Genomic DNA, 24,645 nt, shown 5'->3' on the forward strand with positions numbered 1-24,645 from the left:
GGGCGGTTCAGGTCAGGTCCGCGGAGTTCATGCGGCGGCGGCGGGTTCGTTCGACGCGCATCACCAGGCGTTCCTCGGGATCGGGGCAGGCGAACAGCGTGTCCTTCGCCAGCCAGTCGCCGGCGGCGAGGTCGCGTTGCTTGGCGGCGAGGAAGGGCAGCACCGCGGCCAGCGCGTAGACGCAGAAGTGCGCGCCGTCGGGCAGACGCAGGTGCGCGCTCTGTTCGAGGTCGAAGCGGTCGCCCACCCGCATGCCGCAGACCGATCTGCCGTCGATGCGGTCGACCACGACCCGCAGGTCGTACAGCTCCATATCGCCCTCGGCCGCCCCGTCAGGCCCATCGGGCGCCACGCCGAGCTCCTCGGGCGCAGTGATGAACCCCTCGGGTGCCGCGCCGGGCGTCTCGTCCGGGGGCGCGTCGTCGCCATCGGCGGGGAGCTGGTCATTCATGTGGAGGACTCCAGGACGCGCGGGGGTGAGGGACGCGGCTCATCAGGGGTGGACCGTCGCGCGGTCGTCGCGGACGATCCGGCCGCCTTTCATCACCCAGTGGACGCCACGGAACGCCGAGGCGGTGGTCAGGGGGTCGTCGTCCATCGCGATGAGGTCGGCGTACCGGCCGGGCTCGACGGTGCCGAGGTCGTCGTCGGCGCCGAGCCAGCGGGCCGGTTCGAGCGTCGCGGCCCGCAGCGCGCCGGCCGGGCCGAGACCGGCCTCGGACATGTGCTCCAGCTCCCTGACCGTGGCGTTGGTGCCCTCGAACGGCCAGAACGGGGGCATGTCGCTGCCGAGCATGACGGTCACGCCGGCCGCGAGGGCCATGGCGTAGCTGTCCAGGTGGCGGGGTCCGGCGGCCAGCGCGCGGCACTGCATCCATTCGGGGACGCCGAGCTCGTCGAAGAACTCCTTGCACCGCGTGACGAGCAGCGTGGGGACCAGTGCGGTGCCGCGGGCGGCCATGGCGGCGGCGACGGCGGGGGTCAGTTCGTAGCCGTGCTCGACGCAGTCCAGCCCGAGCTCGACGGCCTGGGCGATGACGGCCGCGGGGCCGGCGTGCGCGGTGACCTTGCGGCCCCAGGCGTGCGCCGTGTCGAGCACCGCGGCCATCTCGTCGGCGAACAGCTGGGGGGTGTCGATGCGCTCGTGCTCACCGGCGATGCCGCCGGAGATCATGACCTTGATGAGGTCGGCGCCCGCCTTGATCTGGCTGCGCACGCCGCGGCGGAAGGCGTCGGGCCCGTCGCACTCGAGGGTGTCGGCGCCCTCGTGCCCGTGGCCGCCGGTGCACACCAGGGCCCGCCCGGCGGTGTAGAGGCGCGGCCCGGTCGCCCGACCTGCTTCGATGGCCCGGCGCAGGGCGAAGTCGGCGTGGTCCTTCTCGGCGACGCAGCGCACCGTCGTCACCCCGCACGCGAGGGTGCGGCGGGCGCCGTCGGCCATGTACAGGGCCAGGTCGTGCGGTCCCATGCCCTTGACGTCGTCGCCTCCCTGGCCGGGCAGCGACAGCGACAGGTGGGTGTGCATGTTGATCAGGCCGGGGGTGAGGTAGGCGCCGTCGAGGTCGAGGACGGGCACGCCGGGGATGCCGCGCAGGATCTGCGCGCGGGACCCGACGGCGAGGACGCGCTCACCGCGGACGTGCACCGCCGCGTCGGGCAGGGTCTCGGCACCGCCCGCCGCCCGCCCGTGCACGACGGTGCAGTTGACGATGACCACCTCGCCCATCGGCCGGCCTCGATCCATGAGAGGAACCGCTGTTCATGAACAAGAGCACAGCCTGTTCACTCGGTAATATAGCGGCCCGACCCGTAAAAACCGAGTTCACCTCACTTTTTCGCTCCTGACGTTCATGAAATTTCAGAGACCTGCGGCCAGTCTCAGCCGCAGCCCTCGAACTGCGGGACGGTGAAGGTCAGCGCCAGCCCCGACTTGGCGAACCACTTCTGCAGCAGCCGCTTGGCCGTGCCGTCCTGGTACATCTCGGTGATCGCCTTGTTGACCGCCTCGCAGCCGTCGATGTCGCCGGTGCGGATGCCGATGCCGTACCGCTCGTCGCTGAACGGCGCGTTGACGATCTTGGTGCCGGAGGTGGCGAACCCGGTCAGGATCAGGTCGTCGGTCGAGACGGCGTCCACCTTGCCCGCGCGCAGGTCCTCGACGCACTCGCTGTAGGAGGCCGAGGGCACCAGCGTCACGGGGATCTTGCGCTCCTCCTTGACCCGGCGCCAGGAGTTGGACCCGGTCACCTGGCACAGCTTGCGGTCGCGCAGGTCGCGCACGTTGTCCACGCCGCTCTGGTCGGCCCGCACCAGCGTGTCCTGGTGCGCCACGTAGTACGGGCCGCCGAAGGACACCTTGGTCTTGCGCTCGGCGGTGATGGAGTAGGTGGCGACGACCAGGTCGACCACACCGTTCGTGATCATGTTCTCGCGCTGGGCGGACGGCGCGGTGACGAACCGCACCTGCTTGCCGAGCTTGCGGGCGACGTAGGTGGCGACGTCGACGTCGAACCCCGAGTAGGCGCCGCCCGCGCCCTTGACCCCGAGGTTCGGCTGGTCGGCCTTCACTCCGATCACCAGGGAGTCCTTGTCGAGGATGGAGGTGCCTGCCGCGCAGGAGGCGGCCAGCGGGACGAGCGCCGCCACGGCCGCCAGCGCGGCGGCGGCGCGGCGGAACCCGCCGTGCGCGCGCGTGGAAGTGAGCGTGACCATCAAGGGGTTCCCTTCAGCGGTACTCGGCGAGCCGGGGCCGGACACCGATGAGGACCATCAGGATGGCGGCCAGGGCGGCCGCGGGAGGCACCCAGTTCCACCCGCCGAGCGCCCCGTCGCCCTCGCGCACCGCCGACTCGAACGCCTGGCGGTGCAGCGCGGTGAGCTTGACCAGGGCGTCGTCGTAGGAGGCGAAGGCCGGGCCCATGGCCTGGCCGACCGCCGCGCGCCGCGAGCCGGACGTGGCGAGCTGCCGGATGCGCTGGTCGTTGTGCTGGAAGGCCTGGTAGCGCTGGAGGACCTGGTCGAACGCCGGCCGCTGCGGGGGCAGGGACAGGCCCGCGGCCTCCGCCCCGAAGAAACCGAGGAAGTCCTTCTTGCCGCCGGAGACGCGGTCGTTCACCGCGGCGTAGTACTTGTCGAGGTTGCCGGCCGGGACGTAGAGGACGGCCTGCGACTTGTCCAGGTACACCTGCTCGTAGGTGTCGGCGCGTTCGGGGTCGAGCAGGTAGCGGCTCTCGTCGCCGTGCAGCGTGTTGCCGATGGCGCGGGCCCGCGAGAGCGCGAGGACGGAGTTGAAGCCGTCCTCCTTGGCGTCGCGCAGCACGTCGCCCTCGTGCTGGAGGACGGCGAACGCGGCCACGGTCAGCGCGGCGACCACGACGGTGGCCACCAGCGCGGGCACGTTGAACGTGCGGCGGAAGCCGCGGCTCAGATAGACCTGCAGCACGATGAGCGCCAGCAGCGCCAGCCCTCCGGCGACGCCCACCCAGATGCGCCCCTGCTGGACGGCCGACAGCTCGGCCAGGTAGGCGTGCCGGACGATGGTGCCGCTGTCCAGGGTCAGGTTGTAGGCCTTGGGCAGCAGGTCCAGTCGCATGAGGTCGGTCGCCTGGCGGTAGACGTCCAGGACGGCCTGTGGCGGCGGCCCGGCGGCATGGCCGGACTGCTCGTCCAGCAGCAGTGCGCGGGCGGCCAGCCGCTCGTAGCGGCCGAGCCCGTCCAGCAGGGCCTGCACGGTCATCTGCTCGGTGGCGTCGCCGCTGGCGAGGTCGGCCGCCTGCAGCACGGCGCGGTCGGCCTGCGAGCGGCGCTCGTCGTAGCGGTCGAGCATGGTCTGGCGGCCGGGCCCGAGGGCGGACTCGCGGCCGGTGAGCAGCACGGAGGCGACCTGGGCGTCCATGTCGCTGAGCGCGAAGTACAGGTCGGCGGTGGTGACGACCTGCGGGCCGGCGGTGTGGCCGATGACGCGCAGGCCATCCCTGGCGTGGCCGACGCCGATGCTGACGGTCGCGAAGACCAGCAGGACGGCGGCGACGGCGAGCCCGGTCAGCAGGCGGATCCACCCGGGGACGGTGCGAACCCGCAGCAGGCGGCGCAGCGCCGGGGTGCCGGCGGCCGGGCCGGCCGCCGGCACGGCGGGCACGGCGGCCGTGGCGCCGCCCGGCGCGGGGGCGGCGGGCGGCGGGGCCTGGGCCGGCGCCGGGGCGGGAAGTGTCATGGCTCAGGCCCTCCGCACGGTGATGAGCGTCCAGGCGCCGACGTGCACGCGGTCGCCGTCGGCGATCGGGACCGGCACGTTGACCTCCAGGAGCTCGCCGTTGACCAGGGTGCCGTTCGCCGAGCCGGGGTCGACGAGCTGCCAGGAGCCGTCAGGCTGGGCCAGCAGCACGGCGTGCAAATGGGAGACGCCGGGGTCCTCCGGCGGCCCGGACAGGTCGATCTCGGGAACCAGCGACCGGGACTGGCTGCGCCGCCCGATGCGCATCTCGGGACCGGCGAGAGGCAGAGTGCGCTCGGGACAGTAGGGCGGGAAGGCGACCCGCGCGGCGTCCGGCCCGCCCTGGCCGATCATGGCCTCGTAGTGCGCGCGGTCGGCGGCGACCACCGCCACCCAGCCCGCCCGCGCGGGGCGGCCCTGCGCCGTGCCGCCGGTCGCCGCCTGGCCGGTCGCCGGGCCGTTCGCGCCGGCCGGGCCGTTCGCTCCCTGCGGCGCGGGCGGCGACGGCTGCCACGACGAGGAGGACCGCGACGAGGGCTGCACGGGCTGCGACGGCTGCCAGGACGGGGCCGCCTGCACCGGCTGGGACGGCTGCCAGGACGTCGCCTGCTGGGGGCCCCGCACCGGCTGCGCCGGCTGCCACGGCTGGGCGGGCGCGGCGGCGCCGCCCGTGCCGGTCTGCGTGGCCGGCTGCGGCGGGGCGGCGGACCGGGACGACGCGCCGCCGCCGCCGAGCACGAAGTCGTACCCGCAGGTCTCGCAGAACCGGCCGGTGCGCTCGGCCCCGCAGTCGGGGCAGTCGCCGGTCGCCGCGGCGCCCTGCCCGGCCGCGGCCCCGGGGGACGCCGCGCCGGAGGCCGGGCCCGCGGGCGCCCCGGAGGCGGCCGGCGCCGGGCTTCCCGACATCAGCGCGCCGCAGATGTCGCAGTATTCCTCGTCGGCGGAGTCGTGCCCCACAGGGCAGATGGCCATCCTCAGTTCTCCGGGTCCTTGCGCATGCGGACGGTTCGGACGGAACGGGTGTCGAGCGCGATCTCGTCCGCCTTGTCAACGACGCGCTTGAGGCGGGCGGTTCCCGTCTCGGGGTCGACGTCGATGACCTTGTCGAGCAGTTTGGCGGTCTCCTCGTTGCCGGCCTGCTGGGCGATGCCGCGCGCCCTGCCGAGCCGGGCGGTCGCGGTGTCCAGGTCGCCCTCGTTGCGGGCCTGCAGGCCCTCCTGGATCAGCGAGGCGAGCTCCTGCTGGCCGGTGTAGTGGGCGACCCTGGGGTTGATGCGCGTGGACTGGACCGGGTCGTCACTCCACTGCGCCAGGATGTTGCCGCCGGCCAGCACCTCCCCGGTGTCGGGCACCACCAGCTTGACCAGGCCGGCGCGCATCTCCTGGCCGACGTTCCCGGCCGGCACGCGCACGCTGACGTGGTACTCGCGGGTCTCCCCGCCCCAGGAGCCGGTCGGGTAGTCGCCGGTGAGCGCGTCGACCTCCGTGCGGCGCCCGGTCAGGTCCTCGAGGGTCGGGGACACCTGCTTGACGAAGTTGAGGGTCGCCGCCCGGGGCGTCCACACGCGCAGCGCGACGTCGGCGACGGTCTTGCCCATGGCGGCCTCGGTCATGGCGCGGAAGTCGGCCTCCAGCTCCTCGGGCCTGCGCACGTCCATCACGCTGCCGAGCAGGGTGGAGCCGATCCTGCGGACCTCGGCCACCACCCAGTCGGTGCCGACGCCGCGGCAGTCGCAGACGAACTTGCCGGCGCAGTAGGCGAGGTTGGCGTCGAACTCGGGGGCGGGCTCGTGCTCGTTCTTGCCGTCGGTGAGCAGGATGGCGTGCCGGATCGCGCCCGGGTGGCTCATCTGGTGGGCGCTGAACAGGTCGGCGGCGCGGCGCAGCCAGCGGCCCATGGCCGTGCCGCCGTCGGCTCGGAGCTGGGCGACGGCGTCCTTGGCGGCCTGCCGGCTCTGCGGGGTGGCGGGCGCGAGCTGCCCGTTGGGCGGGAAGACGACCTCGGCCTGGTGGTCGCCGGAGATCACCGCGAAGTACACCCCGTCGCGCAGGGTGTCGATGGCGGCCTGCGCGGCCTTGCGGGCATCGGTGATCTTGCCGTACGCCATGGAGCCCGAAGTGTCGACGATGATCACCTCGGCCGCCTCGGCGACGGGCGCCCGGTCCACCGGGCCGCTCGCCTCGACCGTGATGATGCCGTGGACCTCCTGGCTCCCCGCGGGCAGGTACTTGTTCTGGTCCACACGGACGCTGAAGTCAGTCACTTGTCTCCTTCGGGAATGCCACCGTCGTCTCGCCCCGCTCCCCCTGTCCGAACGGGATCACCGCGACGGTGATGTTGTCGTGACCCCCGGCCTCGTTGGCCAGCCGCACGAGCCGCCGCGCCACCGCCAGAGAGGGGCCGCTCAGGGCCGTGGCGGCCAGCGCCTCCGGCTCGGGGTAGTAGTTCCACAGGCCGTCGCTGCACAGCAGCACCACGCCGGGACCGTCGGTGGTGAAGGTCCTGACGTGCGGCACGACCTCTCCCGCGTCGGCGCCGAGCCAGGCGGTGAGCATGTGGGTGCCCGGGGTGGCGTCGTCGGTGGTCAGCAGCGACGACTGCTCCCCCAGCCAGTACGCGCGGCTGTCGCCCACCCATCCGACGGTGACCCGCCGCCGCTCGACCACCGCGGACACCAGCGTGCAGGCGGGCGAGTCCTCCCCCGGCCGGGCGGCGGAGGCGACGGTGTCGGCGGCCAGCCGCACGGCCTCGCGGGTGGCCGTCTCGGGGCCCTCTCCCTCGGCCAGGCGCTTGGCGATGGTGACCGCCGCGATGTCGGCGGCCGCCTGGGAGGCCTCGTCGGGGCGCGGCGAGGTGGACACCCCGTCGCACACGACCGCGACGACGGCGTCCTCGCCGGCCGTGAGCAGCGCCATGGCGTCCTCGTTGCGGCTGTGCCGCAGGCCGCGGTCGCTGACGCCGGCCATCGGGCCGAGCTCCATCTCCACGTGGTCGCGGCCGGTGGGCTGGAGCATGCCGCAGTTCTCGCAGTAGCCGTCGGACCCGATGGCGGCCGACCCGCATACGGTGCAGGCCCTCCCCAAGGACGGCGCCGAGCCCCGCGGGGCACCTGGCGCCGAGCCCGGCGAGGCCGGCCGCGCGGAGACCCGCGCGGCCGCGGACAGGTCGTGCCCGCACTGCTCGCAGAACGCCTCACCGGGCAGGACGTGGGTGCCGCACACGGGGCAGGAGCCGCTCACCTCTGCCCCGCTCGTCTCCGGGCCGCTCACCACATCGTCCTCGGCCGTACGGCGTTGGCCCTGCCGATGAGGGCGTGGCGTTCCTCGGTGGACCCGGCCGAGCGGGCCAGGGACCGGTAGACCCGTTCGAGCTCGCCGCGCACGCCCTGCTCGCTGAGCGGGGTGCCGAGCAGCGTCCCGTTGCCGGGCACCGCCTGCCCGGTGACGAACCGGGCGAGCGCGCTCTCGAGCACCTCCGAGGCCAGCCCGGCGCGGTCGCGCGCGTCGAGCTTCAGGCCGCGCAGCCGATCCCCGGCGGCGACCAGCTCGGGCTCGGCGGGAGCCTGGCCGCGCACCACCACCGCGACGGCCGCCACCTGGGCGGCGGTGCGGTGGATGGAGGTGGGCGGCATCTGGTCGAGCACGCGGATCGCCCCCTGCGGATCGCCGGCGGCCAGCCGGATGCGCGCCTGGGCGAAGCAGGCGCTGACGTAGGAGCGGTCGGTCTGCCAGATGGCGGCGTAGTGCCGTTCGGCGTCGGCGAGGGCGCCGAGGTGCTCCAGGGCGAACGCCAGGGCCAGCCGGGGCGCCGCCTCTCCGGGGAACCACGAGTAGATGCCGTCGAAGAACTGCGCGGCGCCGCCGGCGTCCCCGGCGGCCAGCGCGGCGACGCCGCGGTACCACCACAGCCGCCAGTCGCCGGGCAGGTCCCTGGCCACGGCCGCGTACAGCTCGTCGGGCACCGGGCGGCCCTGCTCGCTCATCACCCTGATCAGCGCGAGCCTGGTCTCGGGGGTGGGCGGCGCGGACTCCAGCAGGCCGATCAGCTCCTCGGGGTTGCCGGCGGTGAGGCCGGCGAGCAGGCCGGCGGCCGGGTCGAGCGGGTCGACCAGCGGCACGGGGAGCGCGGAGGCGGCGTCGGCGGGGTCGAGCGCCGGGAAGGCCCGCCCGGTGGTGGCCGGGGCGAGCTCGGTGCCCACGGCGGCCCGCTCGGGGCCGAACACCCCCGACTGCGCCGGGTGCGGCGTGCCGTCCTCGATGGCCCTGACCTCGCGTAAGACGCCGACGAGCTGGTCGGACATCTCGGCCGCGCTCTGGAACCGCCTGCCGGGGTCGGGGTCGGCCGCTCGCCGCAGGAAGCGCTGGAAGGACTCCTGGCGGGGGCCCATGTCGGGCAGCGGGGCGCTCTTGCCGCCACTGGTCGGGCTGAAGGGGAAGGCCAGCACGGCGAGCGTGCGGCCCACGGTGTACAGGTCGGAGGCGATGGAGGGGCCGTGGGAGGCGATCTCGGGCGCCTGGTAGCCGATGGTGCCGTAGATGGCGCTGTCGGCGTCGTCCACCCGCCGCACGGCGCCGAGGTCGATGAGCTTGAGCTGTTCCTCGACCTGGATGACGTTGGCCGGTTTGAGGTCGCAGTAGAGCATGCCGCGGTCGTGCAGGTATCCGAAGGCCCGCAGGATCTCAAGGCCGTAGGCGATGACCTGGGCCAGCGGCAGCGCCTCGCGGTTGTCGGACTCCCGCAGCCTCCTGCGCAGCATCTCCTGCAGGGGCTCGCCGCCGACGTACTCCATGACGATGTAGCCGACCATCGTCCCGGTGCCCGGGTCGGGGTGGTTCACGAAGTTGAAGATCTTGACGATGTTCGGGTGGTCCATCGCCGTCAGGTAGCGCCGCTCGGCCTCGGCGGCGGCCAGCGCCTCCAGGTCGCCGGTGTCGAGCAGGCCCTTCATGACCACCCAGCGGCCGTCGAGGTTGCGGTCGGCGGCCAGGTAGATCCAGCCGAGACCGCCGTGGGCCAGGCACCCCTTGACCTCGTACTGGCCGGCGACCAGGTCGCCGGAGCGCAGTTTGGGGGTGAAGGAGAAGCGCTGGCCGCAGTGCGGGCAGAAGCCCTCGGGACGGCCCGGGCGGCCGTCCCGCGTGCGGCCCACGGGCTTGCCGCAGTCGGGGTTGCCGCAGAAGCGGCGGTCCTCGGGCACGACCGGGTCGGAGAGCACGACGGCCGAGGGGTCGCGGTAGGGCACCGGGGGCACCTCGACCAGCCCCATGCCGAGCATGCCCCGGCGGGAGCGGCTGCTGGTGCGGCGCGAGCCGCTGGTGAAGCCGGTGATGCCGCTGGGCGCCGAGCCGGTGGGCATGGTGACGGGGGGCATGCCGGCGGAGGGCGCGGTCAGCGGCCCCGGGACGACGCCGGAGGGCGGCGCGCCCGTGGCGGAGGACGGCCAGGCCGTGCCCGGGCGTCCCGCGCCGCCCGCGGGGGCGTTGGGGATGCCGGGGGCGTTGGGCGGCGACGCGGAGGGCCAGGCGGTCCCGGGGTGGCCGGAGTTGCCGAACCCGGGAGGCGCCGGCGGCGCGCCCGGGGGCGCCCAGTGGCCGCCGGGCGGGCTCTGCGGCGCGCCGGGACCGCCGGGCGGCGGGGCCTGGGCGGGCGCCGAACCCGGGGACGAGCGCGCGGCCTCGGGAACGGGCGCCATGCCGCATGTGTCGCAGTACCCGTCCACCACCGTCCCGGCGCAGCCGGGTTGCGTGCATCTGGTCATCCGGCCGCTCCTATTCGAGTGATGGCCCGCTGGTACTCGGCGACCGCCACGGTCGCCCGCCGCAGATCGCACGGCGCCGTCCACAGAAGGTCCCGCGCCGCCCCGTACAGGCCGGCGAGGGCGAGGTCCTCGGCGTGCCCGAGGCGCACCGCCTTGGCCTGGTAGGCCGACAGCCGCCCGCGCAGTTCGTCGCGGCGGCCGATCAGGCCGGCGACCGACTCGGTGGTGCGCGTGGCGTGGGCCAGCGCCTCCTCCACGCCGCGTTCGAGGGAGGTCAGGCGCTCGGCCAGCTCCAGCCAGCGGCCCGCGCGGGTGTCCAGAGCGGCCAGCCGGTCGCGCAGCGTGGGCGCCTGGTCGGGCATCTGGGGCAGCGACGGCGACTGGATCTTGGTGAGGACCAGGTCGCGGACGCGCAGCGCCTCCCGCTCGGCCTCGGCGACCGCGTCGATGCGCTCCGCGAGCCGGCGGGCGCGGCCGTCGAACTCCTCGCGCACGCGAAGGGCCTGGTCCAGCTCGGCTCGGCGCGCGCCGGCGGCCCGGCCGAGCGCCTCCAGCTCGCCGAGCAGACCGGCCGACCCCAGCGGGTCGGTGGTGACCCGCGCGCGCAGCCGGGCGGCGGTGTCGTCGAGCCGGTCGAGCTCGGGGTCGGGCGCGCCGAGGGAGGTGGCGGCCTCCCGCGCGCCCCGGCGGGCGGCGTCGGCCGCGTCCAGCGCGGGCAGCAGGGTGTTCCACGCGGCGTCCACGGCGCCGATCAGCTCGGCGACCTCACGGTAGGCGCCGTCCATCCCGGCGAGGGCGAGGTCCAGGGTGATCCACTCGCCCTTCTCCCTGAGCAGGGAGCGCTTCTCGATGGGCACGTCGTCGGGCTTGAGCTCCACCGAGAGGCCGGTGAGCAGCGCGGTGAGCAGGCCGAGGTCGGGCCGGCCCGCGGCCCTGGCCTCCTGGGCGAGGTCGAGCACGCGGCGGTAGGCGTCGAACAGCCACCACAGCCTGACCAGGGTGACCTGCGCCTGGTCCCATCGGCGCGCGGTCTCCCCGGTGGGGGTCATGCCTTTGAGCAGCCGGTGGCTCGGGTGGTCGTCCAGGTCGAGCATGTCGCCGGCGACGCGGTCGCGTTCCTCCATGCGCCGGCGCAGGGCGTGGTCGACGCCCTCCAGGCTCATAGGCGGGCCGGCGGCCCCGGGCATCCCCAACGCTCCGCGCCTCCCCCGGTGCTGGGACGTACTAGTCCGTCTCTATCCACATTCTTTCCATAATTCAGGGGCGCGCGTGCGGTCCGGGAGGGCGGCGCAGGCGGGTATTCGATCACATACCGGTCACGCAGGTGTCACGGCGCGGTCGTCCGGCGCGAAACGGGGGGCGGGACGGAGGGCGGTCAGCGGCCGACGAGCCAGTTCCACACGCTTCTGACCACGTCGGATCCCACCTCGGCCGGCGCTCCGAGCTCACGGGAGACCGCGTCCTTGATCAGCCGCTCCATGGCGGCCTCGTCGCGGTACTGGACGGCGTAGTCCAGCCGCGTGGCGTACTCGGCGTCCTCGCGGCGCCGTTCGTCCACGGCCCGCAGGATGTCGGCATCGTCGATCATGGGCGTCAGAAGGGGAAGCGGGCGAGGTCGAACGCCTTGACGCCGCGCACGCCGTCCCACACCAGGAAGTTGCCGTATTCGCGCATCGCCTCCACCGGCACCCGGGCCAGCTCGGTGACGTCGCCCAGCAGCCGCTGGAAGCGGAAGACGGCCGCCGGCCCGAGCTTGTTGACCACGCCGGCCATCAGCCGCACGAGGTTGTAGCGGAACAGCGCCGAGCAGGGCAGGACGCGGTGGTCGTCGCGCAGGCGGGAGAACACCTCGGCGTGTTCGGGGTGGGCGGCGCGGTAGGCCTCGCACACCTCGGCGGAGAAGTGGCCGCGGTAGCGGACGGCGTGCCCGTCGAAGCTGAGCCGGTCGTCGCCGATCGCGAACTCGCCCGTGGTGTAGGTGGCGGCGCCCAGCAGGTCGGCCCACGGTTCCAGGAAGGCGCGCTCGAACCGGGCGGCCCTGGCCGAAAGGCGGTCGGCGAGCGCGGGGCTCGGCAGGAACGCGCCGTGCGACCCGCGCATGTCGAAGATCCAGGGCGGCGGGGTGAGGGTGTCGGCCTTGGTGAGCACGACGGTCAGCTTGGCCAGCAGCTCGGCCCTGGTCTGCCGGTCGGCGCCGGCGAGGAGCGCGCGCAGGCATCGGGCGTCGGCGCCGGTGGAGGCGCTGTCGGCGTGGAGGGCCCAGATGACGACATCGGATTCGACCAGCCGGTCGCGATACATGGCGTGATATCCGGGGTCCGCGGCCAGCGATTCTCCCATTCCAGGCATATCCCAAAATGTCAACATATGGCCGGAATTACCGGGGACGGAAATGCAACGCGGCTCACACGTTCCCGTTTTGCCGTCGCCGACCGGCAGCCGGGTGCCGAACAACGCGTTGAGCAGCGACGACTTCCCCACTCCCGCCTGCCCCATTATGGCCACGCTCAACGGCCTGCCCGATTCGGCGTCCCGCTCCCGGCGCACTCCCTGTCTGACCTTTTCCAGCCGCTCCTCACCGAGCGCGCCGACGGAAACACGCTCCATCCTTGCCACGGGCTCACCTCAGGTCATAGCGTTGACGACTGTTCAGGACCATTTCCCGCCCCGCCCATCGTGGCCACCGATCCTTGCGATGACCTTGCGGAAAGGCCGCCGACGTGACGATCGCGAACCGACCGCCTCGGTAAGACGTGGCGACCTTCGACATCCGCCTGCTCGGTGACGTATCGATCCTCGTCGACGGAACCGCGCGCAAATTACTGCCGCAGACGGCCAAGGCCCTGGCCATGCTCGTCTCCGCCAGGAACCCGGTGCCGCAGAACAACCTGGCCGCGGCGCTCGGCCAGAATCCCGACTGGCCGGTCACCGACGTGGCGCCCCCGCTGTCGCGGCTGCGCCAGGCGCTGACCGGCAGCGCCCTGGACATCCCTCCCGCCAAGTGGTCGCACGCCTACGAGCTGGTCGAGCGGGAGCCGGGCTACCTGGCCGCGACGCTGGACGCCGCCAGGTTCGAGGCCCGGCTGCGCCGGGGGCGCGAGCTGTACGACGACGGCGACCTGGCCGGCGCGCTGCCCGAGCTGCGCGCGGCCGCCGCCGAGTGGCGGGGTGCGCCGTTCGCCTCGCTGTCGGCCGGATGGACGCTGCCGTGGGTGTGCGAGACCTACCGCGCCAAGCTGGAGGAGCAGCGCAAGGAGCTGGTGCGGCTGGTCGCCCGCGTCGCGCTGCGCCTGGGCCGCTACAACGAGGCGGCCTTCCTGTCCGAAGGCCCGGTCGGCGAGGGCGGCGAGGACACCACGGCCGTGTGGCTGCTGCGCTTCCTTGCCTCCCTGCGTGAGGACGGCCCGGCCGGCGCGCGGCGGGCCGTCGAACTGCGGCGCCGGGTCGCGCCCGGCGACGACGCGGCGCGCCGCGCCGAGGACCTGCTGGCGCTGCATGAGCACGGCTTCGACGTGTGCGCCCCGCTCGGCGCCGCGGCGGAGGCGGCCGGCGGTACCGGCGGTCCGGCCGTCCTGGTCGGCCGCCGCCGCGAGGTCACCGAGCTGTCGCGCCTGGTCGAGCGCCTGCGCGCGGGCGAACCCGCCTCGCTCGCCCTGTGCGGCCCGGGCGGCATCGGCAAGACGCGCCTGCTGAGGGAGGCCGCCCGCCTGGCGGCCCGCGCCCGGGTGGAGGCCGTCACCGTGATGTGCCGCGACCTGGACGGGCTGCAGCCGTGGCGCCAGCTGGCCGGGCTGCTCTGGGCGCACCTGCGGCGCGACCCGTCCAGCCCGCCCGAGCCGATCAGCGCCCAAGAACGCGACACCCTCGGCAAGCTCATGTCGGCGGGCACGCCCGGCTCTCCCGCCGGCCCCGGCCACGAACGCGACCCGCGCGAGCTGACCTTCCTGCTCACCGGCCTGGTGCGCCGGGCCGCCGGGCGGGGGCTGCTGGTGGCCTTCGACAACGCCCACCTGCTCAGCCCGTACGCCGAGGAGCTGCTCCAGCACGTCAGGCGGGGGCTCGGCGCGGTGCCGGCCGGGTTCCTGCTCGCCACCCGCGACGAGGCCGCGCACTGGAAGGAGGCCATGGAGTCCCTCGCCGTGGCACCGCTCACCCAGCCTGAGGTGGCGCAGTGGCTCGGCCGGGTGTGGCCGCGCGAGCCGACGCCGGGCGAGATCGAGCGGGCCGCACGGGTCACCTCCGGCGTCCCGCTTGAGCTGTGCTCCCTCAACGAGGCCGGCGATCTGCGCCCCGCCCCGGCCGCGCCCCGCTCCGAGGCCGGGCCCGCGTTCCACTGGCTGGCCGCCGCGGCGGTCACCGCCCTGGGCCTGGACGTCGACGCCGCGCTGGTGGCCCGCATGCTCGGCCTGGAGCCCGCCGAGGCCGACCGCGCCCAGGCCCTCGCCGCCGCCGGCGGCGCCGTGGAGTGCCGCGACCGGGTGCGCTTCCCGCACGACCGCTCCCGCGAGGCCGTCCTGGACGAGCTCGACCGCGACCCGGCGCTCGCCCGCCACCTGCACCGCCGCGCCTTCGAGGCGCTGACCGACCGCATGGCCTCCGGCGGCTGGGCCGATCCCGCGCTTCCCGTCCGCGTCGCCCAGCACGCCCGGGCCGCCGGGTCCGACGTCCCGCAGGAGCGCGCCGCCGCCGCGTGCCTGGACGCCGCCCGCGCCGAGCAGCGCGGGTTCGGCGTCGAGACCGCCGTGGAGTGGGCTCAGTACGGCCTGCGGCTGCGCTGCGACCCCGCCACCCGCGTCGGCCTGCTCATCACGCTCGGGGACGCCCTCAGCGACGGCGGCGACATGGAGGAGGCCGGCCGCCGCTACCTGTCGGCCCACCAGGCCGCCGAAGGACTGCCCACGCTCGCCGCGGCGGCCGCCGTCCGGCTGGCCCGCAGGTGGTCGGCCCCCGGCCAGGTCGACCGGCAGCTCATCCACCTCATCGGCGAGAGCCTCGCGGCGCTGGAGCACGACCCGGGCGACGAGGCCGCCCTGCTGCGCCTGCAGCTCAAGGCCCACCTGGCCAAGAAGCAGACCATGGCGGTCGCCCGCAGCACCGCCGATCCCGTCCCCGACGGGCCGCCCGTGGGCGTCGAGCTCGCCCGCGCCACCCTGCGGGAACTGCCCGCGGACGTCGACCGCCTGGTGCGCTGTGAGGTGCTCAACGAGTGCCGGTGGGCGCTGTACGACCACGCCGACCCCAGGGAGCTGCTCGGCATCGCCGCCCGGCTCCGCGAGGCCGGCGTCCAGGCCGGGTCGGCCTACTTCCAGAGCGAGGGCCTGGTCGCGCTCGCCGTCGACCAGCTCAGGCTGGGGCTGCTCGGCGACGCCCTCGGGACGGTGGACGACCACCGCCGGCACGTGGCGCGCAACCCCCGCGCGCTCGGCCCCTGGCTGCAGGGCACGCTCGACACGGTCATGGACATGTGGAACGGCGACTTCCGCCGCGCCGAGGAGCGTCTCATGGGCGAGGCGCTGCGCATGGTGGAGGAGCTCACCGCCGGCCACGCCGTGCCGGGCGAGACGCTGCGCCAGACCTGGATGGGCCAGTACTTCTGGCTGCTGTACGAGAAGGGCAGGCTGGAGGAGCTGTTCACCTCCGGGATGACCCGGCAGATCGAGCAGCACGGGTACTTCCCGGTCTGGCGGGCCGCGCACGTGCTCGCGCTGTGCGAGACCGGCCGGCACGACGAGGCCGCCGACCGGCTGTCCGCCTTCGTCCGCGACACCTCCGGCCTGGCCGCGCTGCCGCCCCACGGGTGGGCCGTGTCCACGCTGGCCATGCTCGCCGAATCCTGCGCCCTCATCGCCGACGCCCTGTCCACCGCCCCGCCGGCGACCGCCCCCGCCACGGGCCACCTCGGCGCCCTGGATGACGGCGTGCCCCTCCCCGGACGTCCCGCCGACCCGGCCGGCGGCGTGTCCACCCCGGCTCACCTCACCGGTCTGAGCGGCGGCAGGTCGGCCCCAGGTCAACCCGGCGGGCTGGACGACGACGGTCCCGCCGCCTACGTGCCCCTGCTGCGCCGCCGGCTGGCCGCCCATGCCGACGAGATGGTGCTGGCGGGCTGGCCGGCGGTGCTCGTCGGGCCCGCGGCGCGGTTCCTCGGACTGCTGGCGATGATCACCGGGGACGCCCGGGAGGCGCTGCGCCACCTCGACCAGGCGACGCGCATGGTGTCGGCCGCTCCCCCGCACATGGCCAGGCTCCAGCTCGACCGCGCCAGAGCCCTGCGCCTGCTGGACCCCTCCGACGCCTCCGGCGAGGCCACCCGTCTGCTGCACCGCTCACTGCGTCTGTCCGACCGCCTCGGCATGCCCACCCTCGCCGCGAAGGCCCGCGCCCTGCTCACTCCCTGACCGGCGCCCCGAGCCCGACCGCCGGCCGCCCATGGGCCCCGCCACCGGCCCAAGGGCCGCCACCGCCGGACAAGGCGGCGGGGTGGACCATAATGGCGGCATGGCGGTGGGGTTGCCGGGGCGGTATGACGATATCGCCGGCAGGGTGCCGCGGTCGCTGGGCGACCTGCGGGGGCCCTCGGCCGGTGAGGTGGCGTTGCCGCTGCATCTGTGCTGGTCGGGCATGCGCGTGTACGACGTAGGTGATCCGGCGATCCGCCTGGGCATGTACCAGGTCGTGATCGCCGAGGGCATGCTGGCCGACGTGGAGGCCCACCTGGACGCGCGCCTGCTCATGGAGGTCTGGCCGCGGCTGCGCCGTCTGATCCATTCGGCGGCGCGGGCCGAGTGGGAGTCGCGTTTCCCGGCGCTGGCCGAGCACGCGCGGGCGCACGCCACCGAGGTCGCGGCGGAGCTGCGCCGGGCCCGCGAGGCGGTCCGCGCCCGGGCGGAGGAGGCGCGCTGATGGACATGCCGCCCTTCCACCGGCGCATCCTGGACGCCGCGCTGCAGGTGTGCGACGCCCACGGCCTGGTGCTCGCCGGCGGGTACGCCATGCGCGCGCACGGCCTGGTCGAGCGGCCGAGCCAGGACCTGGACTTCGCCACCGTCGCCTTCACCCCGCTGGAGGAGATCACCGGCGACCTCGCCCGGGCGCTCGAACGCGACGGCCTGGAGGTCCGCCACCAGCGCGACAGCGCCCGGCTGGCCCGGCTCACCGTGAGCGACCCGGTCACCGCGCAGTCGGCCGCCGTCGACCTGATGAAGGAGCCGCTGCAACGCCCCGCGGTCGACATGGAGATCTGCCCGGTGGCGAGCATGGACGACGTGGTGGGCATGAAGGTCGGCGCCCTGTGCGGCCGGGCGCTCCCCCGCGACTTCATCGACGTGCTGTCGGTCGCCGACCGGTACGCCGACCGCTACGGCCTGCCCGACCTGGAGCGGCTCGGCGCGCTGTTCGAGGACGGCTTCTCCCTGGAGAACCTCGCCTTCAAGCTGGAAAGCGGCCTCACCCTCGACGACGCGCTTTTCGCCCAGTACGGGCTGGACGAGCGGGAGATCGCCCGGGTGAAGGCCTTCATCCTGTCCTGGTACGAGGACCTGTCCCTGCGCATCGCCGAGGAGACCGAACTCGACCCCGACCAGTGAGGCCCCGCCCACCTTCCGCGCCGCCCCGGCTCCCACGGGACGCGACGGGTGCGATGCGGCGGGACGGACGGGGCGGCGGCGAGCCGAGGAGGCGGCGGGGTCACCACTCGACCGGCAGCGACTCCACTCCGTAAATGACCGAGAAGGCGCGGAAGGCGATCTCCTCGATCGGCACCGCGGCGCGCAGGCCGGGGAAGCGGCGCAGCAGCGCCGGATAGGCGATGCGCATCTCCATGCGCGCCAGCGAGGCGCCGAGGCAGTGGTGGACGCCGTGGCCGAAGGCGACATGCGGGATGATCTTGCGGGTGAGGTCCAGGTGGCCGGGGTCCTCCAGCAGGGCGGTGTCGTGGTTGGCGGCGGGGAGGGAGACGGCGATCATCTCCCCCGCCTTGATCTCCTGTCCGCCGAGCACCACGTCCTCGCGCGCGTAGCGGGGCATCACCGTGTGGACGACCGACAGGTAGCGCAGCAGTTCCTCGACCGCCGTCTCGACGTGCTCCTCCTCGCGCATCAGCGCGACGCGGGCGGGATCCTGGAGCAGGAACAGCGTGCCGAGCCCCAGCATGTTGGAGGTGGTCTCGTGCCCGGCCAGCAGCAGCAGGTCGGCGACGCCGGTCAGCTCCTGGTCGTCCACCTCCTGTCCGTGCTCGCGCACCAGCATGCCGAGCATCTCCTCGCCCGGGTCCCTGCGCTCCTTGGCCACCAGGCCGGCCATGTAAGCCTGCGACGCGCGCGCCGCCGCGGCGCGCTCCTCTAGAGGGAGCCCCATGTCGAGGCGGGCGCGGCTGAGCCGCTGGAAGTCCTCCCGGTCGGCGTAGGGGACGCCGAGCAGCTCGCAGATCACCAGCGAGGGGACGGGCAGCGCGAAGGCCGGCACCAGGTCGGCCGGGGGTCCTGCCTCCTCCATGGCGTCGAGGTGGTCGGCGACGATGCGCTCGATGCGCGGCGCCAGCCGCTGTATGCGCCGGACGGTGAACTCGGGGGTGAGCAGGCGGCGCAGCCTGGTGTGGTCCGGCGGGTCGTAGGCGAGCAGGAAGCCGTGCCGGGGCGGGGCCGTCCCGGCGCCCTCCCCGCTGTGGCCGGAGACGGCGATGGACGCGTAGGAGCGGTGGTCGACCGGGTCGTTGCCGAACCGGGTCGCGTCGCCGAGCACCTCGCGGACGTCCTCGTACCGGGTCACGAGCCAGGCGGTTCCCGCGGGCGTCGTCAACCTGGACACCGGCTGCTCCGCGCGCAGCCGGCCGAGCTCGGGCACCGACTCGAAGCGGTCACGTGCGACGTGTACCGGTATGACCTGCGGCTCGGCCATCAGGCGGGTCCTTTCGGTGGGCCGTTGGTACAGGAGGCGATGGTACGGGGCGAACCTGGGGGTCCCTGGACGGGGGCGAGCCGCGACCCCTCCCCCTGATGTGCCAGAAGGATCACCGGGCGGGACCGTCGCGGCGGGAGGCCGGGTGCAGGGCGTAGCCGGCGGCGATGAGGGCGACCCCGCCGGCGACGGCCAGCAGGATCCACCCGGGGTGGAGGCGCCGGAGCAGCACCGCGCCGGCGCAGGCGCCGCAGAAGATGGCCAGGACCGAGACCGCCCGGCGCAGAGCGCGGGGGTCGGTCCCGCCGGCCAGGAAGGACTCGGCGGCCAGGCCCGTGAGCGTGCGGGTGAGCACGGTGGTCGTCATGTCCGGGACCCCGAGCACCCGCACGATCGCGTTCTGCAGCCCCATCCCGGCGGCGACCAGGGCGATCACCACGCTGCGGTGCCCCTCGGCGGACAGGCCGAGCACGGCCGACGCGCCGGCGGCCAGGCCGGCCAGCGCCGCCTCGGCGGCCAGGGTGATCACGATCCGGGAGCGGCGGGAGCGGGCGTGGCGGTGGATCCGGCCCCCCGCGACCGCCCCCGCGAGGAAGGCCAGCAGAGAGACGAGCGACCTGGACGCCGAGAATCCGGGCGATCCCGCGGCGGCGAACCCGAGGATGACCACGTTGCCGGTCATGTTGGCGGTGAAGACGCGCCCGAGCGCCAGGAAGGCGACCGCGTCCACGCAGCCGCTCAGCACCGTCAGCAGCCCGAGAGCCACCGGCAGCGGGTCGCGCCCGCCGTCCCGCGCCCGCCGCCTCACGATCGGCCCCTCCGCCTCCGCACGTCCTTCGCGTGACGTTAACGCAGGTCAGCCTCATCTCACCGGACGATGCGCCCTCCGGCGTGTGGTGCCGTCCGCCACCGCGCGGGCGGCCATGGACCGCATCGCGCCCCCGGGAGACGCAGGTCACATTCGCAGGCTGTCACACCTGGCCCGGCCGTTCCGTCAATGGAGGTGCAAGCCACGAACGGACACGCAAGGAGATCACCATGGAAGCCCGTCTCAACCTCTTCGCCAACCCTGCCGCGGCGAAGTTCGCCAAGCACCTCAACGCGGCGGGCAGGGCGGTGTCGGAGTCGACGCTGCCGGCCGCGACCCAGGAGCTGGTGAAGATCCGCGCCAGCCAGATCAACGGCTGCGGCTTCTGCCTCGACATGCACACCAAGGAGGCCGCGCACGCCGGGGAGATCTCGGTGCGCCTGCACCTCGTCGCGTCCTGGCGCGAGGCCACGGTCTTCACCGAGGCCGAGCGGGCCGCCCTGGAACTGGCCGAGCAGGGCACCCGCATCGCCGACGCCGCCGGCGGGGTCACCGACGAGGCGTGGGCGAACGCCGCCAAGCATTACGACGAGGACCAGCTCGCCGCCCTGGTGTCCATCATCGCCGTCATCAACGCCTACAACCGCATGAACGTCATGGTCCAGCAGCCCGCGGGCGGCTACCAGGTCGGCCAGTTCGCCTGACCGGCGGCCCGGGTCACCTCCAAGAGGGCTCGTCGACCCCGGGCACAGTGCGCCGCCGTGGCCTGTCACCAGGCCACGGCTCGGCGTCGTGCGGGCCGGTCGATGCCTCGGCCTCCGGCGTCCCGGCCATGAGAGCGCCCTGGGCGTCGCGGCGAACCTCTCCTGGCGGCCGCCAGGAGATCCGGCAGCCACACCGGACGCCAGGACGTTCCAGCGGCCATTTCCTGGGCGGCGTCCCTCACGAGTTGATTTTGAGCAGGTCGGCGCCGAGGGGAGTGAGCGTGTGTATCACCGTGTTGCCTTGGCGGTTGGAGACGATCAGGCCGGCTTCGCGCAGTGTGGTGGCGTGCTGGCTGGCGGTGGACGGCGTGCCACTGATGCGCCGGGCCATCTCGCTGGTGGTGCAGCCGCTCTCGATGACGCGCAGGCAGGCCGCGCGGGTGCCGCCGAGGAGGTTCGCCAGCGTCTGCGAGCTGTGGGCGTCACCGCCGGACCACCACTCCAGGTTGCGGGTGGCCGGATAGACGAGCACGGGAGGCAGGCCGGGATCGATGAGGCTGACGGGGACACGCCAGCAGAACGCGGAGGGCAGCAACAGGATGCCCCGTCCGTTCAGATGGATCTCATGCTTGACCGGATAGTCGACCTCCAGGACCGGCCGGTTCCAGCGCATGGTGGGTCCGAGCCGGCTGAGCAGCCCTTCGGGACCGTTGTCCAGCAGAGACCTGGCGTGCATGGTCCGTTCGAAGTCGACGACGGCTTGCATGACCGGCTGGTGCGGCGCGATGACGGTCGTGTAGTAGCCGCGAAGTGCGTTCGCGAGGAGGTCGAGGGTTTCCACACTCCCGTCCGCCAGTGGGCTCAGCCACGAGGGCACCGTCGGCAGGACCGCGACTTCACGACGGAGTCGGTGCCGCGGCGTGCTCAGCATCGCCTCGATTCCCGCCTCCAGTCCCTCGGAGGCCTGCGCCGGGGTCAGGAAGTCGGGGAAGTCTCCTACAGGAGGGGCGAGATGGTGCAGCACCCGCAGCTGAGCCCGGGGCAGCCGGCGCAGCGCGGCCCGGGCCTGCGCCCGCCATGGCCCGAGAACGACCCGGCTTTCCGTGGAACGCAGCAAGCAGACGCTGAGGACGACCTCCCACAGAGGATCGGGCCGACTCGCCACTCGAATGCGATGAAGGTCATCTCTCGTGAAGAACACTCGAAGCACAGCACAACCCCCGAGGGCATACCGCCCCACCGAACCATCGAAGCCCCGTTGCCCGGTTAGTCCCCTTGAGAGATTATTTGCCCGCAATATGGATGGTTGTCAAGGGTCGGGTAAGGCACGTGATTCTGTGGCGGAGCAGTGCGAAGCCGACCCGGTCGTGGCATCTGACGCATGATCCGTTTGGACCTGGTGTTCACGCCTCCGGTGCCACCGCTGTGGAACGGCAGGGTGAAGGCCGCGCGGACGGCGAAGCGGTCTGGTCAAGATCGCGGGTGAAGGTCTGCAGGTGGGGAGGTCGGCGGCACGGGGAGGTGGAGATCCACGCGCGGGGCGGGGTCGCCGGCGCGGCGGCGCCGCGCGTACGTCGTCCAGCGAATTTCAACGGTGACCGAAAGACGTCGACACCCGCGGGCCGCCGTCATGACACTTCGCTTGTCCCGTACCGCTCGTCGTCTCCCCACGGCCTGCCGACGGCTTCCCGCCGACAGCGCGCTTCGAGAAGGTGGTCCCGGATGCCTCGACTCGCCCATCGCCCACGGTGGTCGTACACAGGACCTGCCGGTGGGGCCGTCACGGCCGCGAACGTCTCGCACTCTGATCAACATCCCGATCGGCACGGGCGCGGATCCGGCTCATCACGGAGAGGCTCCGCCTCTGACTCCGGCAGGTGCGGCCGCGTTTGCGGTCATCGACCCGCTGCCCGCCGCCGGTCACGACCGCCCCACCGGCCGGCGCCGGTTCGTCTCGGCGGCCAGGCTCTTGATCGACGGTCCGTGCGACTTGAGAAATTCGACCGCCCACGAACACCGAACACCGAATGCGCCTCCCCATGGAGCCGGCGTAGAGCAGATCTCGACACTGCGCAGGGATCGCCATCGTTATAACGACTATTTCTATTTATCAACTTCCGAAAAGGGATATGGCATATGGAAATGATCGAACGAGGTCTGACAGACGCCGAGTCGGTCGGCCAGCGAATCCAGACGCTGCGTCTTCGCGCCGGTTTGACGCAACAGCAACTCGCCTCGAAAGCCGACATCAGCCTGGGTGGGCTACGTGATCTCGAACAGGGCCGGGTCAGCCGGCCCCGGGCGAACACGTTGTACCGCCTCGCATCCGTGCTGGGGTTGTCGCCTAAAGAGGCGCGTGACCTGATCCAGCTCAACCAGGAGCATCTTCTGCTGACCAGAGGTCTGCACATCAGGGTGCTGGGGACCTTGTCCGTCTGGGTCGACGGCGTACCGGTGCCCTTGGGTTCGGAACCCCGGCGCATCCTGCTCGGCATGCTCGCCCTCTCGCCGCGTGTGCCGGTCAGCGTCGAGTCGCTGGTGGACCAGGTGTACGGGCACCGGCCGCCGCCGAAGGCGGGCGAGCTCGTGCGGTCCCAAGTGTCCCGCCTGCGGCGCAAGCTGCAGTCCACCCAGTTTCCGGCGCGAACCGGTGAGGTGCTGGTTTCGGCGGGCGGCGGGTACATGCTCACGGCCGACCACAACCAGCTCGACCACCTCGCGTTCGAACGTCTGGTGTCCCGCGCCCGCCGTGACCGGGACGCCGGACGGCTGGAGGAGGCGTTCACCGGTTACCAGCAGGCGATCGGCCTGTGGCGCGGCCAGACACTGGAGGACCTGCCGATGCTGCAGATCCACTCGGCGGTGGCGGCGCTGAACAGGCACCACGAGATGGCCATCCTCGAGTACGCGGCCACGGCCGGCGCTCTGAACCGTCACGATGAGGTGCTGCCGGTGCTGTATCGCCTCACCGAGGTCAACCCGTTGCACGAGTCGGCGCACGCCCGGCTGATGGTCGCCCTCGCAGGCAGTGGGCAGCAGGCCGCGGCGCTGCACGTGTTCATGGGCCTGCGTGAACGGCTGGCCGGTGAACTGGGCCTGGACCCCGCTCCCAAGCTGCGCGATCTGCACCAGGCGATCCTGCGCAACGAACTCGTCGATGTGGGCGCCTCGCACGATGTGCCCTCGGCGCCTTCCCCGCAGACGCCCCTCACCGCGCGGCCGGTGCCGACCCAGTTGCCGACCGCGCCGTACGGCTTCGTCGGCCGCGACGAGTCCATCGCGCAACTCGACGCCCTCCTCATCGGCGATCGGCCTTCGACCGCGATGACCAGCGTGGTCATATCCGGTACGGCGGGCGTGGGCAAGAGCGCTCTCGCGGTGCACTGGGCCCGGCGCGTCGTGGAGCGGTTCCCTGACGGGCATCTGTACGCGAACCTCGGCGGGTTCGGCCCAGAGCCGGAGCCGGTGTCGCCGAGCGATGTCCTGCCCGGCTTCATCGAGGCGCTCGGGGGTGAGCCCGATCGCGTTGCCGCCAGACTGGCCGACCTGGCCGGCGCGTACCGCAGCCTGCTGACAGGAAAACGGGTGCTCGTGGTACTCGACAACGCCCGCGACGCCGACCAGGTTCGTCCGCTCCTCCCCAGCACTCCGGGCTGCCATATCGTGATCACGAGCCGTGATCCGCTGCTGGGGCTGGTCGTGACGGAGGCCGCCCATCCGCTGGAGCTCGACGTGCTGACCACGACCGAGGCGAGGGAACTGCTCAGTATGCGGCTGGGAGCCGACCGGCTGGCGGCCGAGCCGCAGGCGACCGACCACCTGATCGCCCGGTGCGCGCGGCTTCCGCTCGCGCTGGCGATCGTCGGCGCCAAGGCCGCCATCAGTCCCACGCGTTCTCTGGCCGCGCTGGTCGGCGAGCCGGCGGACGGGCGGATTCTGAACGCCCTGCGCAACGACGACGCCTCGACCGACATACGAATGGTGTTCTCCTGGTCCTACCGCACTCTCAGCCCGGAAGCGGCCCGGGTGTTCGTCGAGTTGGGAAGGCGTCCGCGGACGGAGATCGACCTGGAAGCCGTGACCGCGGCCGCCGGTGAGTCCGCGGATCGTGTCCGCCAGTCGATGGACGAACTCGTCCGCGCTCACCTGATCACGGAGTTCGCGCCTCGGCGGTACGGCATGCACGCCCTGCTGCACGCGTACGCCGGCGAGTTGGCGGAGCAGGCTCGGACATGGACATGACGGCCGGGCTCCACACGTGACGGG

The 24,645-nt window shown here is 73.4% G+C and carries 19 protein-coding genes and 1 pseudogene; 5 read left to right on the forward strand and 15 right to left on the reverse strand.

Annotation, left to right across the window (positions count from 1 at the left end):
* Window positions 1-7 precede the first annotated feature (7 nt).
* The 11 genes from ABZT47_RS25390 to ABZT47_RS25440 all read right to left on the reverse strand — a co-directional run bounded on the left by ABZT47_RS25390 (window position 8) and on the right by ABZT47_RS25440 (window position 12,579).
* Window positions 8-451, reverse strand: a complete 444-nt coding sequence (locus ABZT47_RS25390) for a TIGR04076 family protein (RefSeq protein WP_354846816.1) — start codon at window positions 449-451, stop codon at window positions 8-10.
* Between the two features lie 42 nt (window positions 452-493).
* On the reverse strand, window positions 494-1,744 hold the full coding sequence (locus tag ABZT47_RS25395; RefSeq protein ID WP_354846819.1) for an amidohydrolase family protein: 1,251 nt from the start codon (window positions 1,742-1,744) through the stop codon (window positions 494-496).
* Between the two features lie 134 nt (window positions 1,745-1,878).
* Window positions 1,879-2,712, reverse strand: coding sequence for a glutamate ABC transporter substrate-binding protein (locus ABZT47_RS25400; protein ID WP_354846821.1), 834 nt, complete (start codon window positions 2,710-2,712; stop codon window positions 1,879-1,881).
* 13 nt (window positions 2,713-2,725) lie between these two features.
* Window positions 2,726-4,213, reverse strand: a complete 1,488-nt coding sequence (locus ABZT47_RS25405; RefSeq protein ID WP_354846824.1) for a hypothetical protein — start codon at window positions 4,211-4,213, stop codon at window positions 2,726-2,728.
* 3 nt (window positions 4,214-4,216) lie between these two features.
* On the reverse strand, window positions 4,217-5,185 hold the full coding sequence (locus ABZT47_RS25410; protein WP_354846827.1) for an FHA domain-containing protein: 969 nt from the start codon (window positions 5,183-5,185) through the stop codon (window positions 4,217-4,219).
* Window positions 5,186-5,187: 2 nt separating this feature from the next.
* The gene (locus ABZT47_RS25415; protein ID WP_354846830.1) at window positions 5,188-6,477 is read right to left on the reverse strand and encodes a VWA domain-containing protein; all 1,290 of its coding nucleotides are present in this window, start codon (window positions 6,475-6,477) and stop codon (window positions 5,188-5,190) included.
* Window positions 6,470-7,483, reverse strand: a complete 1,014-nt coding sequence (locus ABZT47_RS25420; protein WP_354846833.1) for a protein phosphatase 2C domain-containing protein — start codon at window positions 7,481-7,483, stop codon at window positions 6,470-6,472. The genes ABZT47_RS25415 and ABZT47_RS25420 overlap by 8 nt, the downstream gene beginning before the upstream one ends.
* On the reverse strand, window positions 7,480-9,972 hold the full coding sequence (locus ABZT47_RS25425) for a tetratricopeptide repeat protein (RefSeq protein WP_354846836.1): 2,493 nt from the start codon (window positions 9,970-9,972) through the stop codon (window positions 7,480-7,482). The genes ABZT47_RS25420 and ABZT47_RS25425 overlap by 4 nt, the downstream gene beginning before the upstream one ends.
* Entirely contained in the window at window positions 9,969-11,159 is a 1,191-nt protein-coding gene (locus ABZT47_RS25430) for a hypothetical protein (protein ID WP_354846839.1), read from the reverse strand. The genes ABZT47_RS25425 and ABZT47_RS25430 overlap by 4 nt, the downstream gene beginning before the upstream one ends.
* Before the next feature lie 188 nt (window positions 11,160-11,347).
* Window positions 11,348-11,560: a hypothetical protein gene (locus ABZT47_RS25435; RefSeq protein WP_354846842.1), complete on the reverse strand. Its 213-nt coding sequence runs from the start codon at window positions 11,558-11,560 to the stop codon at window positions 11,348-11,350.
* A 5-nt stretch (window positions 11,561-11,565) separates the two neighbouring features.
* A complete protein-coding gene (locus tag ABZT47_RS25440; protein WP_354846991.1) occupies window positions 11,566-12,579 on the reverse strand; it encodes a GTPase in 1,014 nt (337 codons plus the stop codon).
* A 146-nt stretch (window positions 12,580-12,725) separates the two neighbouring features.
* On the opposite strand from ABZT47_RS25440, the gene ABZT47_RS25445 reads away from it, so the two are divergent.
* From ABZT47_RS25445 to ABZT47_RS25455, 3 genes are all read left to right on the forward strand, one after another.
* Window positions 12,726-16,370, forward strand: coding sequence for an AAA family ATPase (locus ABZT47_RS25445; protein WP_354846845.1), 3,645 nt, complete (start codon window positions 12,726-12,728; stop codon window positions 16,368-16,370).
* Window positions 16,371-16,470: 100 nt separating this feature from the next.
* Complete coding sequence (locus ABZT47_RS25450) at window positions 16,471-16,875, forward strand: hypothetical protein (RefSeq protein WP_354846847.1); 405 nt, start codon at window positions 16,471-16,473, stop codon at window positions 16,873-16,875.
* A complete protein-coding gene (locus ABZT47_RS25455) occupies window positions 16,875-17,558 on the forward strand; it encodes a nucleotidyl transferase AbiEii/AbiGii toxin family protein (RefSeq protein ID WP_354846850.1) in 684 nt (227 codons plus the stop codon). Before ABZT47_RS25450 ends, ABZT47_RS25455 begins: the two co-directional genes overlap by 1 nt.
* Window positions 17,559-17,658: 100 nt before the next feature.
* On the opposite strand, the gene ABZT47_RS25460 is transcribed toward ABZT47_RS25455, so the two are convergent.
* Window positions 17,659-18,867, reverse strand: a complete 1,209-nt coding sequence (locus ABZT47_RS25460) for a cytochrome P450 (protein WP_354846853.1) — start codon at window positions 18,865-18,867, stop codon at window positions 17,659-17,661.
* 112 nt (window positions 18,868-18,979) lie between these two features.
* Window positions 18,980-19,675: a YoaK family protein gene (locus tag ABZT47_RS25465; protein WP_354846856.1), complete on the reverse strand. Its 696-nt coding sequence runs from the start codon at window positions 19,673-19,675 to the stop codon at window positions 18,980-18,982.
* Between the two features lie 230 nt (window positions 19,676-19,905).
* Here ABZT47_RS25465 and ABZT47_RS25470 point away from each other — a divergent pair, with 230 nt between their 5' ends.
* Window positions 19,906-20,379 (forward strand): carboxymuconolactone decarboxylase family protein, encoded by a 474-nt coding sequence (locus ABZT47_RS25470; protein WP_354846859.1) that lies wholly within the window; start codon window positions 19,906-19,908, stop codon window positions 20,377-20,379.
* Between the two features lie 238 nt (window positions 20,380-20,617).
* Here the strand turns inward: ABZT47_RS25470 and ABZT47_RS25475 are convergent, their stop codons facing one another.
* Both ABZT47_RS25475 and ABZT47_RS25480 read right to left on the reverse strand, forming a co-directional pair.
* Window positions 20,618-21,544 carry a winged helix-turn-helix domain-containing protein gene (locus ABZT47_RS25475; protein ID WP_354846862.1) on the reverse strand — a complete coding sequence of 309 codons (927 nt, stop codon included), beginning with the start codon at window positions 21,542-21,544 and terminating at the stop codon, window positions 20,618-20,620.
* 118 nt (window positions 21,545-21,662) lie between these two features.
* Window positions 21,663-21,881: pseudogene (locus ABZT47_RS25480) on the reverse strand (hypothetical protein); the annotation flags it as partial.
* Window positions 21,882-22,521: 640 nt separating this feature from the next.
* On the opposite strand from ABZT47_RS25480, the gene ABZT47_RS25485 reads away from it, so the two are divergent.
* Window positions 22,522-24,621, forward strand: a complete 2,100-nt coding sequence (locus ABZT47_RS25485) for a BTAD domain-containing putative transcriptional regulator (protein ID WP_354846865.1) — start codon at window positions 22,522-22,524, stop codon at window positions 24,619-24,621.
* Window positions 24,622-24,645: the final 24 nt, after the last annotated feature.

Source organism: Sphaerisporangium sp. NPDC005289, assembly GCF_040607455.1.
Classification (GTDB): domain Bacteria; phylum Actinomycetota; class Actinomycetes; order Streptosporangiales; family Streptosporangiaceae; genus Sphaerisporangium; species Sphaerisporangium rhizosphaerae.

What these genes read in the sequence shown, in the direction of transcription:
- ABZT47_RS25440 (WP_354846991.1), bottom strand. Translation starts at nt 12,579, where the DNA reads ATGGAGCGTGTTTCCGTCGGCGCGCTCGGTGAGGAGCGGCTGGAAAAG.
- ABZT47_RS25400 (WP_354846821.1), bottom strand. Translation starts at nt 2,712, where the DNA reads ATGGTCACGCTCACTTCCACGCGCGCGCACGGCGGGTTCCGCCGCGCC.
- ABZT47_RS25395 (WP_354846819.1), bottom strand. Translation starts at nt 1,744, where the DNA reads ATGGATCGAGGCCGGCCGATGGGCGAGGTGGTCATCGTCAACTGCACC.
- ABZT47_RS25425 (WP_354846836.1), bottom strand. Translation starts at nt 9,972, where the DNA reads ATGACCAGATGCACGCAACCCGGCTGCGCCGGGACGGTGGTGGACGGG.
- ABZT47_RS25390 (WP_354846816.1), bottom strand. Translation starts at nt 451, where the DNA reads ATGAATGACCAGCTCCCCGCCGATGGCGACGACGCGCCCCCGGACGAG.
- ABZT47_RS25485 (WP_354846865.1), top strand. Translation starts at nt 22,522, where the DNA reads ATGATCGAACGAGGTCTGACAGACGCCGAGTCGGTCGGCCAGCGAATC.
- ABZT47_RS25460 (WP_354846853.1), bottom strand. Translation starts at nt 18,867, where the DNA reads ATGGCCGAGCCGCAGGTCATACCGGTACACGTCGCACGTGACCGCTTC.
- ABZT47_RS25450 (WP_354846847.1), top strand. Translation starts at nt 16,471, where the DNA reads ATGGCGGTGGGGTTGCCGGGGCGGTATGACGATATCGCCGGCAGGGTG.
- ABZT47_RS25430 (WP_354846839.1), bottom strand. Translation starts at nt 11,159, where the DNA reads ATGCCCGGGGCCGCCGGCCCGCCTATGAGCCTGGAGGGCGTCGACCAC.
- ABZT47_RS25435 (WP_354846842.1), bottom strand. Translation starts at nt 11,560, where the DNA reads ATGATCGACGATGCCGACATCCTGCGGGCCGTGGACGAACGGCGCCGC.
- ABZT47_RS25455 (WP_354846850.1), top strand. Translation starts at nt 16,875, where the DNA reads ATGGACATGCCGCCCTTCCACCGGCGCATCCTGGACGCCGCGCTGCAG.
- ABZT47_RS25410 (WP_354846827.1), bottom strand. Translation starts at nt 5,185, where the DNA reads ATGGCCATCTGCCCTGTGGGGCACGACTCCGCCGACGAGGAATACTGC.
- ABZT47_RS25470 (WP_354846859.1), top strand. Translation starts at nt 19,906, where the DNA reads ATGGAAGCCCGTCTCAACCTCTTCGCCAACCCTGCCGCGGCGAAGTTC.
- ABZT47_RS25405 (WP_354846824.1), bottom strand. Translation starts at nt 4,213, where the DNA reads ATGACACTTCCCGCCCCGGCGCCGGCCCAGGCCCCGCCGCCCGCCGCC.